13 protein-coding genes and 2 tRNA genes are annotated in these 14,286 nt (G+C 70.9%); 8 read left to right on the forward strand and 7 right to left on the reverse strand.

What is annotated here, in order from left to right; all coding sequences use genetic code 11:
- Positions 1-258: 258 nt before the first annotated feature.
- Complete coding sequence (locus ACTWM8_RS29975) at positions 259-996, reverse strand: VOC family protein (protein ID WP_446211858.1); 738 nt, start codon at positions 994-996, stop codon at positions 259-261.
- A gap of 198 nt (positions 997-1,194) precedes the next feature.
- Between ACTWM8_RS29975 and ACTWM8_RS29980 the strand changes: the two genes are divergently transcribed.
- The 5 genes from ACTWM8_RS29980 (at position 1,195) to ACTWM8_RS30000 (ending at position 5,415) form a co-directional block, all read left to right on the forward strand.
- Positions 1,195-1,857 (forward strand): site-specific integrase, encoded by a 663-nt coding sequence (locus ACTWM8_RS29980; protein ID WP_446211859.1) that lies wholly within the window; start codon positions 1,195-1,197, stop codon positions 1,855-1,857.
- Positions 1,858-2,306: 449 nt separating this feature from the next.
- Complete coding sequence (locus ACTWM8_RS29985; RefSeq protein ID WP_446211860.1) at positions 2,307-2,951, forward strand: dihydrofolate reductase family protein; 645 nt, start codon at positions 2,307-2,309, stop codon at positions 2,949-2,951.
- A gap of 1,092 nt (positions 2,952-4,043) precedes the next feature.
- On the forward strand, positions 4,044-4,460 hold the full coding sequence (locus ACTWM8_RS29990) for a hypothetical protein (RefSeq protein ID WP_446211861.1): 417 nt from the start codon (positions 4,044-4,046) through the stop codon (positions 4,458-4,460).
- Between the two features lie 151 nt (positions 4,461-4,611).
- Entirely contained in the window at positions 4,612-4,746 is a 135-nt protein-coding gene (locus tag ACTWM8_RS29995; protein WP_446211862.1) for a hypothetical protein, read from the forward strand.
- 312 nt (positions 4,747-5,058) lie between these two features.
- Positions 5,059-5,415, forward strand: coding sequence for a tyrosine-type recombinase/integrase (locus ACTWM8_RS30000; RefSeq protein ID WP_446211863.1), 357 nt, complete (start codon positions 5,059-5,061; stop codon positions 5,413-5,415).
- A 71-nt stretch (positions 5,416-5,486) separates the two neighbouring features.
- Here the strand turns inward: ACTWM8_RS30000 and ACTWM8_RS30005 are convergent.
- The 3 genes from ACTWM8_RS30005 to ACTWM8_RS30015 form a co-directional block, all read right to left on the reverse strand.
- A tRNA-Arg gene (locus tag ACTWM8_RS30005) sits at positions 5,487-5,559 on the reverse strand.
- Positions 5,560-5,595: 36 nt separating this feature from the next.
- A tRNA-Ser gene (locus tag ACTWM8_RS30010) sits at positions 5,596-5,686 on the reverse strand.
- 331 nt (positions 5,687-6,017) lie between these two features.
- Positions 6,018-6,899, reverse strand: coding sequence for a hypothetical protein (locus ACTWM8_RS30015; protein ID WP_446211864.1), 882 nt, complete (start codon positions 6,897-6,899; stop codon positions 6,018-6,020).
- 22 nt (positions 6,900-6,921) lie between these two features.
- Here ACTWM8_RS30015 and ACTWM8_RS30020 point away from each other — a divergent pair, with 22 nt between their 5' ends.
- Entirely contained in the window at positions 6,922-7,566 is a 645-nt protein-coding gene (locus ACTWM8_RS30020) for a hypothetical protein (protein ID WP_446211865.1), read from the forward strand.
- On the opposite strand, the gene ACTWM8_RS30025 is transcribed toward ACTWM8_RS30020, so the two are convergent.
- On the reverse strand, positions 7,553-8,326 hold the full coding sequence (locus ACTWM8_RS30025) for a CPBP family intramembrane glutamic endopeptidase (RefSeq protein ID WP_446211866.1): 774 nt from the start codon (positions 8,324-8,326) through the stop codon (positions 7,553-7,555). The two genes, ACTWM8_RS30020 and ACTWM8_RS30025, sit on opposite strands and share 14 nt — an antisense overlap.
- Positions 8,327-8,449: 123 nt before the next feature.
- Here ACTWM8_RS30025 and ACTWM8_RS30030 point away from each other — a divergent pair, with 123 nt between their 5' ends.
- Positions 8,450-9,568: a globin domain-containing protein gene (locus ACTWM8_RS30030; RefSeq protein ID WP_446211867.1), complete on the forward strand. Its 1,119-nt coding sequence runs from the start codon at positions 8,450-8,452 to the stop codon at positions 9,566-9,568.
- A 108-nt stretch (positions 9,569-9,676) separates the two neighbouring features.
- Here the strand turns inward: ACTWM8_RS30030 and ACTWM8_RS30035 are convergent, their stop codons facing one another.
- Positions 9,677-11,182, reverse strand: coding sequence for a peptide deformylase (locus tag ACTWM8_RS30035; protein ID WP_446211868.1), 1,506 nt, complete (start codon positions 11,180-11,182; stop codon positions 9,677-9,679).
- A 287-nt stretch (positions 11,183-11,469) separates the two neighbouring features.
- Between ACTWM8_RS30035 and ACTWM8_RS30040 the strand changes: the two genes are divergently transcribed.
- Entirely contained in the window at positions 11,470-12,249 is a 780-nt protein-coding gene (locus tag ACTWM8_RS30040; protein ID WP_446211869.1) for an IucA/IucC family C-terminal-domain containing protein, read from the forward strand.
- Between the two features lie 6 nt (positions 12,250-12,255).
- Here the strand turns inward: ACTWM8_RS30040 and ACTWM8_RS30045 are convergent, their stop codons facing one another.
- Positions 12,256-14,082, reverse strand: coding sequence for a hypothetical protein (locus ACTWM8_RS30045; protein ID WP_446211870.1), 1,827 nt, complete (start codon positions 14,080-14,082; stop codon positions 12,256-12,258).
- Between the last annotated feature and the right edge of the window lie 204 nt (positions 14,083-14,286).

Here is a 14,286-nt window from a genome sequence, read left to right on the forward strand (position 1 = left end):
GGCCGGGCAGGCAGGCAGGCACGCAGGCAGCAGACGATAGGAGCTGTCGGCCAGGATGCCGCTCATCGAGGACAGGTCCCGGCCCTCCTCGATGGCGGTGGCCAGCAGATGCACAACCGCCCCGGCCTCGGCGGTAGCGGCCATCGGCGGTACCGGCCGGTCGGGGCGGCGCGTCTCCGGCTTGACGTCGGTGAAGATCGCCGCCTTGGCTTGAAGGACTGGTCCGGGTTCGGAGTGAGCGGCTGACGAGGGTTTGGGTCAGCCTGGGGCGAGGAGGCAGAACTCGTTGCCTTCCGGGTCGGCGAGGACCGTCCACGGGACATCGTTTTGGCCTAGGTCGATGGCGGTGGCGCCGAGAGTCCGCAGTCTGGCCGCCTCGGCCTCCAGGTCGTCACCTGGGTATGGGCGGACGTCGAGGTGGACGCGGTTCCACACGGTCTTCACGTCGGGTGTGCGGAGGAACTGCAGATATGGGCCGACGCCCTTGGCGGAGCGCAGTACCGCGTTGTGGTCGGTCACCTCGTGCAGGGTCCAGTCCATGGCCTTGCCCCAGAAGCGGGCCATGGCTCGCGGATCCGCGCAGTCGACCACTACCGCGGCGATCGGTCCGGTGTCTCGGTAGAGCGGTCGGGGGTCCAGCACGCAGAACTCGTTGCCCTCTGGGTCGGCCATGACCGTCCATGGGACGTCGCCCTGGCCTACGTCGGCGGGTGTTGCGCCGAGATCCTTCAGGCGCGTGACCACTTCCGCCTGATGGGCCGCCGAGGTGGTGGCGAGGTCGACGTGCACGCGGTTCTTCACCGTTTTGGGTTCCGGGGAGACGATGAGGTCGAGGCAGACGGCGACGGGGTCGGGGTAGACGAAGCCCTCGGGTTCGAGGTTGGTCACGCCGGGTCCCTCGCTGGAGACTCCCCAGCCGAGCGCCTCCGCCCAGAAACCGCCCAGCGCGGAGTCGTCCCGAGCCTTCATGTTGATTTGAACAAGCCGCGTTGCCATGCCGACGATGCTAGGGCCCGTCGAGTCGGCGGTGGTGCCCGCTGGAGTGACCGTTCGGCGTGTCGAAGATCGACATATGGCGAGGTCTCCGGTAGATCGTTCAGCGACCAAGCGAACGGCGCTGCGGAAGGCGTTGGGCCAGGCCGAGCGGGAGGCCTCGTCGCGCGGAACGTCGCTGCGCTGTCGGCGGCTCCTCGCGTGGTCGCCAAGGAGGGACGCACGCTGACTCCCGAGCAGGCACGGACTCTGTTGGCCGGAATCCGGGGTGAACGCAAGGAAGCCCTGGTGACGATCATGCTCGCCTACGGATTGCGGCGGGGTGAAGCGCTCGGGCTGCGCTGGGATCGACTGGACTGGTCGGCTGGCACGCTCCTGGTGACGCACAGCGTCAAGCGAATCAAGGAGCGCAACCCGGACGTGGCCGGCCGCCGTACGTGCCTGGTAGTCAGCGAACTCAAGACGCGGCGCTCCCGGCGAACGCTGTACCTCACGCCCCAGCTGGTGGAGCTGCTGCGTCGGCATCGGGCTCGGCAGGCGGAGGAACGGTTGGCCGCCGGTGAGGCGTGGCAGGATCACGGCCTGGTCTTCCCCAGCGAGGTGGGTACGCCCCTCGATCCGGACAACTTCTCCCACCGGTTTTCGGCGCTGTGCAAGCGGGCCGGGCTCGGACACTGGCACCCGCACGAACTTCGCCATTCTGGTGCGTCGCTCATGCTCGCCCAGGGCACCCCGTTGCATGTGGTGTCGGAAGTCCTCGGGCATACGTCGGCCGCGATCACCAAGGATGTCTACGGGCACCTAATGGAAGGCGATCGCCGTTCTGCTGCGGAGGCCATGTCCCGTGCACTGTTCGGGCAGTGAGGAAGCCGGTGGCTCCCAGCCTGGCTCCCACGTCCGCTCGAAGGCTGATTCTGGCGGACAGGAAAAAGCCCCCAACCCCTGCCGTTTCGGCTGGTCGGAGGCTTCTCCCTGCTCTGTGCGCCCGAAGGGACTCGAACCCCTAACCTTCTGATCCGTAGGAGCGTTCCGCATCCGCTGCTACCCGCCTCGCCTGCCCGCTGGCTCGTGGCCGGCGTTCATCCGGTGGCGGCTGTGGGCGTCGTGCTGGGGTCAGGCTGGGGTCCGAGACTGGCAGCTTGGGAAATCGAGCGAAGCCATCATGAAGGCATCTTCGCCGCGTGTAAGTGCCTCGACCAATGCTCGCGAGTGACCGTGGTTTACCCGCCCTAATGGCACGCTAATGGCACGAACCAAGGTGTACGGGACGAGCGGCTTGGAAGTCTTGAGCGAGGGTCAGGAGCCGGGTCCGTATGAACAGATTGCGCACCGATCAGTTTCCTCCGCTCGACTGGTCTAGTCTTCCGAGACCGACTGACGGAAGGCATGGCGCTATGCGGAAACTGATCTACGGCATGAACCTGACCCTGGACGGCTACATTTCCGCGCCCGGCGACGACCTCGGCTGGAGCGGGCCGAGCGATGAGCTGTTCCAGTGGTGGCTCGATCAGGAGCGGGTGATCAGCCTGTTTCTGTATGGGCGCCAACTGTGGGAGACCATGAGCGCCTACTGGCCGACCGGCGACCAGCAGCCGGGCGCCACCCCGGCGCAGATCGAGTTCGCGCGGAACTGGCGGGACACGCCGAAGGTGGTGTTCTCCTCAACGATCGACAAGGTCGACTGGAACACTCGCCTGGTCACCGGCGACGCGATCGCCGAGATCACCCGGCTCAAGGCCGAGGACGGCGGGCCGATGAGGGTCGGTGGCGCAACGCTCGCCGGGGCGGTCATGCGGGCCGGGCTGATCGACGAGTACGAGATCGTCACCCATCCGGTCCTCGTGGGCGGCGGCACACCGTTCTTCACCGCGCTGGAAAGCTGGGTGAACCTGAACCTGGTGGAGACGCGGACGTTCCCCGGCGGCGTGGTCTTGACCAGGTACGAGACGAGGCGCTGAGCGCGATTCCTTCGCGAGGGGCTTGTCTGAGGGAGCGGCAGTATGCCCCGGAGCAAGGTCGAGCTGTTCGCTGTGATGAGGTGTGACTCGCCATTCCTCCCCCTCACCCGATAGATGCCGAGATCAAGCTGCCCCTGCGCGATGACCTGGGCTCCCCCGGCCTGACCTGCGCGGGGGCTTCTCGTCGTCTCGCATCGTTCTCGGTCTGCGCTCGCGCTCGTGCGGACTCGATGCGGACTGGCCGCCATGCTGCCCCCGTCCCCCGGATAGATGCCAAAGTCTGCGTCGCCCGGTCGGAGTCAAGGGTGGCCGTAGGCCATCGGCGTGCCGACGCGCAGCGCCCTTGACGCCGGGCGGGCGGCGTAGAGAATTCGGCATCCGGGGGACGGGTCACGCCCTGGTCCTCGTCGTCATCGAACCGCGGACGGTGCCCACGAGAATCCGGGGGCAAGCAGCTCCGCTGCGCGGCAGCCGATCGCCCCAACCTCGACGGAGAGCAACCCGATGGCGATCGTCCCGCCTCAGCCCTCGTGCTCTTGTCCCGTCAGCGTGGCCGGCCGGCCCGGCCGATGCCGGCCGCAGGTCGCCAGCAGGCCGGGGCCGGGCCGGCGCGGCCCGCTTGCGGGCCGCCTTGATCTGATAGAGCGCAATTCGGCAGTCGTTGCCGGCATCCCAATGTCCCGTCACGGGACATGCTTGACGCTCACGTCCCACCTGATGCCCGACATGATCCTCAAAGGGCGCCGCGGAAGCCTTCACGGTCCGCGACACGGGCGCGCATCGCGGCATGGCCGAACCGCCGGCGATGGGCTGCCACGCCCCGTAGCGATCGGATCGCGGCAGAAGAGTGCGCCCGGCGCAGTCCGGGAACTGATATCACGTAGGCCCGTGAGGGCAGAGCGCCTGACTCGGCGCCTAACATGCCCGTCGTGCTCGAACTTTCGGACGACCTATTGCGGCTGGAGCCCGGTCAGATCGTCTACCTGTCACCGCTGCGGTCAGGCGCAGCTGCCAGTGATACGCGCACAGGGGTTGACAACCCTGGTTGTCGAGTGGACTCTGAAGTGTGAGGCCATTGAGGAGGGCGTGGTCATGCGGGATCTGACACCTGATGAGCGGCAGGAAATGCGGTGGCAGTTGAGGACGATCGCCATCGGTTGGGCACAGCGGCTCGAGGAGCCCGAACTGGATGCCAGGCGTAGGGCGGACCACGAGCCGAGCCAGCCAGAGCGGATGCGGACTCATCTCGCGCGCATGACAGTTGGCGAGCAGATGCGGGGCCTGCTCGCCGATCTTGTTTCGGCAAGCGCGGAGGAAGCGGTGCAGTACGGTGCCGGATATCCGGAGCTTGGCGCGGCGGTGGGTGCCAGCCGGCAGGCGGCGCGTAAGCGGTGGGCCAACCTGCCGATCGCGAAGAGGCGTGCTGCCGAGTGGCAGCAACCGCCAGGGGGTATGGGCTGGGCCGCCGAGGTAACTCTCAAGTACCCGGGCCCGGGAGGAGGAGCCTGAGGCATCTCGTCTGCTGATCTGGGCGGCAACCAGACCTCACTCGCGCTGCGCTGCCAGCCGAACCGTCGACTTCCCGATCAACCCGCGCATTGGCTGCATTGATGCGAGCATCTACCTGGGTGGAGGCCACAACCCGGTCGACATCACCCGCATGTTCGGTGCGGCCCATTCGCAGTACATCGACGTTGTACTGCACGCCGCGTTCGACTTCACCCAGGAAGGCGTCGAGATCGCGAACAGGTCAGCGGTCCTGCACGCCAACCTCCAGTTCGAGCGGCTCGACTGACCCCACCGAAGTCCGGCAGGTTAGCCGTACTCAACTCGACATGTGAGTGCGCCCAGGCGCTCAGGTGTGACCGACTGTAGCCGGGTCGACTGAGCAACCAAGGCCGGCTGTCGTGCATGTGCTGGGACGGATTCGTCAGGCGTGTGGTGGGACTAGACAGTAGCGCCAGGCACATAAGCGCCCGGCACTAACCGTCTAGGTTGCGGATCTCCTCGTAGAGATCGTCCGCTGCGCTCGACCCTCGGTAGGGCTCAGCGCGGAGCATCGCGGCGAACCTGGCAAGCCGCTTCTTGATCCAGGAGTCTGGTCGACGTGCTGCGCGGTCATCGGGCGTTGCAACGGACGGAGCGGGAGGCGGCCGGGGACCGCTGGCAAGAGCATGGATTGCTGTTCACGACGAAGATCGGCACGCCGATCGAGCCCCGCAACATCAATCGGCACTTCGACCAGTTGTGCGAGCGGGCGGGAGTCCGGGGCATTCGTGTGCATGACCTGCGCCATTCGTGCGCGACGCTGCTTTACGACCAGGGCGTGCCGCTCGAACGGATTCAGGACGTGCTCAGGCACAACTCCCCCACGGTCACCAAGTCGATCTATGTGGAGGCGACGCGACGGGTGCAGCAGGATGCAGTGGACCCGCTCGGCTTCCTCTTCGACACGTCGGCGTAGGGGTCAGCCGTGGGGGTCAAAAGGATCAAGGGCCGGTCTCCCGTGCCGGGAAATCGACCCTTGACCTGCTGTGCGCCCGAAGGGACTCGAACCCCTAACCTTCTGATCCGTAGTCAGATGCTCTATCCGTTGAGCTACGGGCGCTCGGTGCTTGGCCAGTCTACACACCCGGCTTTCGCGCGGAGACTCCGGGATTCGAACCCGGGAGGGGCTTTAAGACCCCAACCGCATTAGCAGTGCGGCGCCATAGACCAGACTAGGCGAAGTCTCCCTGGTGGCCCCTGCAGACCACCGCGCCCGAGGATACAGGTCCGCCCCCACCGGGAGCAAAGCGACTACCGCAGCGACGTGTTTTCACCGTGTGCGCCGTCACGTTCGCGACTACGCTCCATCGACATGCAGGAGCAGACGCCGAGCGATCCGCCCCGCCGCGAGCCCGCCGAGGGGGCCCGCCGGCGCTCTCCGAAGGCCACCTTCACCCCACCCCCGGCCCCACCGACGGCGGCCGGGCCGGGCCGGGATGAGGGTACGGACGCCGCGCCGGGGAAGCGCCGTCCGGCGAAGGCCGCGCCCGCGGTCCTGTTCCAGCCACCCACTCCCGATCAGCCGCTGCCCCGCCAGCCACGGCCCGCGAGGAAGGCGTCGGGTAGCGCCGGCATCCCGACCGAGCCCGGTGGGACCGGCCCGGCCGACGTACCGACAACGGGTCGAGAGGGAGCCGGTGCGAGCCCCAGCGGCGGCACGGCGGCCGGCGGCGCAGCCGGTGAGCAGGAGATCACCGGGCAGGCGACCGCCGACACACCAGCGGCGGACCGCGCCCGGAAGCGGAGCACCTCGACAGCCAGACAGGCACCCCCGGGGCGACAGACGACTGTTGCCCCGGTCACCCCGGGCGCGGCCGAGCCGACCGGTCCGGTGAGTTCCGGCGCTACGCCCACGATCCCGGCGGCAGAGCCCGACGCCGCCCAGCCGGAAACCCCTGCCTCGCCGACGAGGCGTAAGACGGCGAGGAAGGCCACCCCGCGCAAGGAAACCACCTCGCGCACGGGCACACCGGGCGAGAGCCGCACAGACACCGGAGGCGAGAGCGCCACCAGCACCCCCGGCGAGAGCCACCCGACCATGCCGGACAAGAGCCACCCGAGCGCCCCCGGCGAGAGCGACACCAGCACCCCGGGCGAGATCTCGGTGGCCGCGGAGAACGACAGCCAGACGACCGTCCCCGAACAAAGCCGCGCCACCGCACGGCCCCGGAGCCGGACGACCGCCTCGGGCGAGAGCCGCACCGCCGCGCCGAGAAAGACGGCCACGCCCAAGAAGGCGACCCCGCCGAAGAAGGCGACACCGAAGAAGGCGACGCCCGGGCCAGCCTCGACCACGATCGAGCAGATCAGAACCACCCCGGACGCCCCCGCACCGACCGCCGACACCGGCGCGCCGGGACCCAGCACGGCCCGACCGACACCTGACCTCGCGATCAGCACCGAGCAGCAGCCGGCGGCTCCGGTGCGTACCCGGGAACTGGACCTGGCGGAGATCCGGAGCCGGCTGCTGGAGCATCCCGGCTTCGCGCCCGAACTGCTCGCCCTGGCCGCCGTGGCGGGGATCGGGCCGCGCGCCCACGACTGGGCGCAGCGGCTGCGGGCGACGTACCCGGATGCCGGGCCGGACGGGCTGGCCCGGCTGGCCAGCCGGCGGTTCGTGCGGGTGGCCGGGGCCGGTGGCGCGGCGGCGGCGGCGGCCGGGCTCTTCGCGCCGGTGGCGGAGCTGGCGGCGGTGCTCTGGACTCAGGCCGGCCTGGTGCTGCACGTGGCGGCGGCGTACGGCCGGGACCCGCTGGACGGCGAGCGGGCGGTGGAGCTGCTGGTGCTGACCCAGGTGCACCCGGATGCGGCGAGCGCGCGTACCGCTCTCGCGGCGGCGCGGGCGGCGGACGGGCCGGGGGACCGGCCGTGGCCGCGCGCGGCGGAGGCCGCCTGGCGGTTGGCTGCCCCACTGGCCGCGCAGGCCGGCGGTTGGGCGGCGCTGCGGCTGGCGTCCCGGCTGCTGCCGGGGGCGGCGGTGCTCGCCGCCGCGGCGGGTGACGCGGCCGCCGCCGAGCGGCTGGCGGCGCGCGCGGTGGCCGCCTACCGGCCGGTCAGAGCCAGCTGAACCACTCCTTGGGCAGCGACGCGTAGCCGACGAAGGCGATCACGTCGAGCAGGGTGTGCGCCACGATCAGCGGCATCACCCGCCGGGTGCGCAGGTAGAAGAGGCTGAACACGACGCCCATCACCGCGTTGCCGACGAACGCGCCGAAGCCCTGGTAGAGGTGGTAGGAGCCGCGCAGCAGCGCGCTCGCCGCGATGATCGCGGCGAGCCGCCACTGGAGCTGGCGCAGCCGGGTGACCAGGTAGCCGACCACGATCACCTCCTCCAGCACGGCGTTCTGGACGGCGGCGAGGATCAGCACCGGCACCGCCCACCACAGGTCGGGCAGGCCGGCGGGGACCAGGGTGGCGTTGATCCCGAGCTGCGCGGCCGCCCAGAACAGCGCCAGGCCGGGCAGGCCGATCAGCGCGGCGAGGCCGGCGCCCCGGGCCAGGTCGGATCCGGGTCGGCGCAGGTCCATCCCGAGCGTCCGCGCCGGGTCGCCGGGGTCCCGCGCCAGCAGGTGTACGGCGAGCAGCACCGGCAGCAGCGCGAAGACGATGCCGAGGAGCTGGTACGTCAGGTCCAGCCACGGCCGGGCCGACTGCGAGGTGTTGAGCGAGGCGGTCTGCTTCGACAGCGGCCCGTCGGCGGCCAGCTTCGCGATGATCGACACCAGCGCGTAGACGGCCGACCGGCCGAGGGAGAGCCCGAGCACCAGCAGGGTCTCGGTCCCCAGAACCCGGCGGGCCACCGGGCGGGTCAGCTCGTCGACGGTCACCGCACCACTCTGCCGCACGGTCGGGGCCGGCGGGAACGGTCGCACAGCCTGTGCGACCGGTGCGCACACTCCGTGGACATTCTATGCGGGCCCGATCCGCCGTCAGGAGGAGGAGCGCGCCCCGTGGACAACTTCGCACGGCTGCTGAAGGAGAGCTGGACCCTGGTCGAGGAGGACCGGGACCGGCTGACAGGTCACTTCTACGCCCGGCTGTTCCTCCTCGACCCGGACCTGCGCAAGCTCTTCCCGGTGCAGATGGCCGCCCAGCGGGACCGGCTGGTGGAAGCCATCGTCACCGCGACCCAGGTGGTGGACGACCCGGAGAGCTTCGACGAGTACCTGCGCTCGCTGGGCCGCGACCACCGCAAGTACCACGCGACCGCCACGCACTACGAGACGATGGGCGTCGCGCTGCTGGACGCGCTGCGCAGCACCGCCGGCGACGGCTGGAACCTGGAGTACGACCAGGCCTGGCGGGACGCGTACGCGGCGATCAGCGAGAAGATGCAGGCCGGCGCGGCGGCGGACGACGATCCGCCGTTCTGGCACGGCGAGGTGCTGACCCACGAGCGGCACGGGCCGGACACGGCGGTGCTGACCGTCCGCGCCCTCCAGCATCCGCTGCGCTGGAAGGCCGGGCAGTACGTCAGCATCGAGGCGCCCCGGCATCTCCCCCGGGTGTGGCGGACGTACTCGGTGGCGAACGCCCCGAACGACGACAACGTGCTGGAGTTCCACATCCGTACGCCGGCCGGGGCGGGCTGGCTCTCCGGCGCGCTGGTCCGCCGGACCAGACCGGGCGAGCTGCTCCGGCTGGCCGCGCCGATGGGCTCGATGACGCTGGACCGCGAGTCGACCCGGGACATCCTCTGCGTGGCCGGCGGGGTCGGTCTGGCCCCGGTGAAGGCGCTGGTGGAGGAGCTGACCAGCTGGAACCGGACCCGCTGGGTGCACGTGTTCTACGGCGCCCGGCACGCTGACGATCTGTACGGCCTGGCGGGCCTGGAGGAGCTGATGGCCGCGCACCCGTGGCTGTCGGTGACGCCGGCGTGCAGTGACGACCCGGACTTCGACGGCGAGCACGGGGAGATCTCCGACGTGGTCACCCGGTACGGCCCGTGGACGACGCACGACTGCTACGTCTCCGGCCCGGCCCCGATGGTCCGGGCAACCCTGCGGGCGCTCGCCGAGGACGAGGTGCCGCCGCCGAACATCCGGTACGACACCTTCGGCAACCTGTAACGACTTTCTTCCCCCGAAAAGCCGGGTCGCGTGCCCCTGCCCCCTGGGGCACGCGACCCGGTCCCCGTCCGGCCCCTGACGGCGTCCCGCACGTGCCGCCGGACGCCGTCAGGGGCCGGTCTCCCGGTATTCCTCGACCGGCACCAGCGGCACGCCCGGCGCCATCCGGTCGGTGTAGAGCCGCCCCTGGAGGTGGTCGACCTCGTGCGCCACCAGCCGGGCCATCCCGTACGCGAACGAGGTGATGATCCGGCTGCCGTCCCAGCGGGCGTGCTCCACGTCGATGCGCAGCGGCCGGGGCACCAGACCCCGGTGGTCGGCGAAGGAGAGGCAGCCCTCGTACTGCTCGTCGGTGTCGGGGCTGGCGTCGACCACCCGGGGGTTGAGCAGCACCACCGGCGGGGCGGACCGGTCGGCGGGGCGGACCACGGCCGCCGCCGCGTCCACCCCGACCTGCGGAGCGGCCAGCCCCATGCCGGCGCTGAACGGGTGCAGCTCGTCGACCCGGGTCAGCAGCGCGGCGAGCCGGTCGACCACCTCCCGGGCGGCGGTCTCGTCGTCGGGCAGGTCGAACGGCCGGGCGGGCCGGCGCAGCAGGTCGGCGTCGTGGGGCAGCACGCCGAGGGCACGCAGCCGGTCGCCGGCCCGACCGGCCGCCGTGGCCCGTTCCGCGTCGGCCGGTTCGCCCCGGAATCGCCACTGGAGGCGGTAGCGGGAGTTGAGCGGCGGGTCGTCGGTCGCCCAGTCGAAGATCGCGCGGTCACCCCGGTCGTGCCGGCGGATCGGGGTACGCAGCGGGCCCTCGTCGGCGGAGAGGGAGGTCTCCACCCCCCAGACCCGGGGGTCGAGCGCCACCGGCAGGTCCAGCCGGACCGCCAGGTGCCGGGTGGGCAGGCGTACGGCGCGCTGGAACCAGGGGCCCCACTTCTCCCGGCCGACGTGGTACGCGTACTCGATCTCGACCCGTTCGCCCGGGTGCAGCGGGAACGGCCCGTCGCCGTTCTCGAAGAGCAGCCAGATCTCCTTGTACGCGTCCCGGTCGTGCTTGGCCCGCCAGTGCATCGGCTCGCGGCTGCCACCGTCGTCCCGGTACGCCCGCAGCCGCAGCTCGGCGAAGGTGAGCGGGTGCTCCCGGTGGTGCCGGTTGGAGCGGCCCGGGTCGTCGGGGTAGCGGTCGACGGCGACCCGGACGAGGTGGCGGGTCACCGGTTCGGTGCCGACGTTGTGCAGCTGCCGGCGCACCACGCAGTGGTAGCCCTCGTCGGTGTGGGTGAGGGTGGCGGTCTCGCGCTCGACGACCAGGCCGGTGCCCGGGGGCAGCCACTGCCCGGGCGGTGGCAGCTCTCGGTGCGCCGGGACGGGGCGGGCCTGGCGGAGCTGGTCGTACTCCCGGAAGCGTTGCCAGATCGCGCCGCTGGCGTCGAGGACGGCCTCGGCGCGGCGGGCGAAGTCCTCGGTGGGCCGGTGCCGGCGCCCCTCGACGTGGCTGACGTAGGACGGGTCGAAGCCCATGAGCGTGGCGAGTTGCTTTTTGGAGAGTCCTCGCCCCGTGCGGTGTCGGGCGAGCTCCGCGGCGAAGGATTCGGCGGCCCGCTCCAGGGGGGAGGTCGTCATCAGCTTCCTCACGGCCGGGACGACAAGTCTTCACGTTCGACCACCCCGGCCGCACCTCAACTGGCACTTTGCCGACATTTGGCTTGACACCACGCGCGTTTCCACCTTCACGCACCGGGTAGTACGCGGAGCCCGGGCCGGTCTGTCGCCAGCGCCGTCGACGGAGTGACCCGGGCCTCTCGATCCGCCTTTGGTGAGGCTTCCCTTATACGGAAGGCTGTGGTTAGGCTAGCCTTAGCTGGACGGACGGCACTTCGGACAAGGGGACGGACCAGGTGACAGCGGTGATGCCAGGGTGCGAGCTCGCCCCGCCGCTCGCCCCGGTGACCGCCGCCCTCCGGGCCATGTTCGGCACCGACGACCTGCCCGGCCTCGCGCCGGGCCTGCTGGTCGTCGACGAGGCCGGCTGGAGCCCGGCGACCGGCCTGATCGACGGCACCCGCCTCCCCGAGTTCCTCGCCGCGGCGTCCCGCCGCTGGGGTGGCACCCCGCACGCCTGCGCCGCACTGGCCTGGAAGTCCTACAGCTACTGGACGGCCCTGCCGGCGGTGCTCGGCTGGGCCTCGGCCCGCCGGGTGCCGCTGCTCGACCCGGCCGATGTGCTGATCCACTTCGAGGACCACCACCAGCTGCTCACCATGGGGCTGCGCGGCTCGACCGCGGTCGCGGTGTTACCGAACGACCCGCTGGCGCTCGCCGGCCACCCCGAGGTGCGGGTGGTCGCCGACGAGGCGGAGCTGCTCCGCGTGCTCCGCGCCTCGCTGCTCGACGCCCACCTCGCCCCGATGATCGCCGCGATCCAGACGGAGGTCCGGGTCGGCGCCCGTACGCTGCTCGGCTCGGTCGCCTCCGGCATCGCCCACGGCATCCTGCGCGCGGCGGACGCCCTCCCCGGCTCCTCGGTCCGCAGCATCTCCACCCTGCTCGACGCGCTCGACCTGGCCGACCTGGTCGAGCTGGTGCCCGGTCCGACCGGCGAGCCGACGGTGCAGCGCCGGACCTGCTGCCTGGCTTTCACCCTGCCGAAGCCCAAGATCTGCCAGGGCTGCTGCGTCCGCCCGTCCTGACCGCGCCTACCCCGTCAGCGGCCGGACGTCCCAGAGCCACACCCCACCGGTGAAGGTGGGGGTGATCCCGGTCAGCGAGGTCATCGCCCAGCGCAGCGCGTCGGCGTTGCGGTGCGGGCCGAGGACCACCGCCCCGGCCCGCCAGTAGCGCAGGTCCTCCACCGCCGCGGCCCGGTCCTGCCGGGTGATCGGCGGGATCAGCCCGGTCCGGGCGATGCCACCGAAGAAGTTGCTCGTCCGGCGGAACGGCGCGGTGAAGAGGGCGACGTCCGGCTCGGGCGCCGCCGGTCGGGTGTCCGGCGCGAGGAAGTAGCCGCGGGCGATCGGCATCTCCAGTCGGGTCCGGGACGACCAGCGCAGCGGGTCCGCGTAGGTGTTGTCGGGCAGCGGCAGGGTGACGATGCTGCGTCCGCCGGCGACGTACGGGCGCCACGCGCCGGAGGTGACGAACGCCGGGGTCGGGTCGAGGCGGGTGACGGGCAGCGGAGTGGGCAGGTTCGGCAGCAGGGCCATCGCCAGGACGGTGACCGTGGCGAACCGGATCTGCCTCCGCGTGCCCGGATGCCGCCGGGACAGTTGGCGGGCGTGTTCGGCGCCGAGCGCGAGCAGCACCCCGACGACCGGCGTGACCGCCAACGACCAGCGGGTGGGCACCACGGAGTGCAGCAGCGGCAGGTCCTCCAGCAGCGCCCAGGGGGCGGGCACGCCGGTGTCCCGGCCGTTGAGCTGGATCTCCCGGCCGAGCGAGAGCACCGCGAAGAGCACGGCGAGGACCGCCAGGCCGAGCACCAGTGCGCTGCGCCGCAGCCACCAGACCAGCGCGACGGTGAGGATCACCAGCGGCCAGCCGAAGAAGGCGTTCTCCTCGGTCGCGTTCTTGGCCAGCGGTGCGGCGGAGCGGGCGTCACCGGCCAGCGACTCGCGCGAGTACGCCACGAAGGCGGCCAGGTCGGTGCGGTAGCCCCGGATCAGCCGGGACAGCCCGTGGTACGAGCCGGGGCCGAAGAGCTGCACGTAGAGCGGGTACGCCAGCAGCACGGCGCAGAGGACGGCGGCGACCCCGAGCCCGGCCAGGAAGGTGCGCGTGCGGCGGCGCAGCTCGGGCCGGCCGATGGCGAGCGCGGCCACCACCACGCCCAGCGCGATCGCGGTCATCAACAGGATCTCGAGGTTGAGGAAGGCCTGCCAGACGATCAGCAGGCCGAGCAGGAGGCCGTTGCGCAGCCACCGGCCGGGCTCGGCGAGTCGCAGGGTCCGCCAGGCGATCAGCGGGACGACGAACTGCGACACGATGTTCGGGTGGGCGTTGGCGTGCGACACCATCGCCGGGGCGAACGCGCAGAACGCGGCGCCCAGCCACGCCGGTCCCCGGGACCGGGTCACCACCCGGGAGAGGAAGAAGTACCAGGCGGTCCCGGTCGCGGCCATGCCCAGGGTGAGAAAGAGCAGGAATGACCATTGCGGCCCGAGGAGGACGGTGACCGGCGTCATTGGTACTGAAATGGACAATACGGAAGTATTGGCCATCAGGTTGACGCCGTCGGGCACGTTCATCCGGTCCGAGGCGAACGGATAGGCGAATTCGGTCACGACTCGGGCGCCGTGGGCCATCATCCACTCGAACTGCGACTGATCGGACCGGTTGTCCCGCAGCCCACCGCCGGGGCGCGACCAGAGTCGCAGGGTCACCCAGAGTGCCAGCAGCACGAAGCTGAACACCGCGGCGACGTCCTGCCGCCAGCACTCCCGCCACCGTACGCCGTGGTCGTCGCCGACCTCGGCGTCCCCGACGCCGGGTCGCTCGACCTCGGGGCCCGATTCGGGAGTAGTCATGACAATTCGGAGCGTAGTTGGCTTATGGCGGTGACGTGACATGTTTCGGAGGACTGCGTACTATGTGCCGGGTTCGCCGACCCCCGATCACGTGCCCAAACCCGACCGCATTTCGGCCACCACGGTGCCCCGTTTCCTCCGCGGCTGACGCGGATGATTCACTCTGTCGGTCCAGGCGCGGGTCGAGTCATATCGTGAGGAATC

The organism is Micromonospora sp. IBSANI012 (assembly GCF_052814045.1).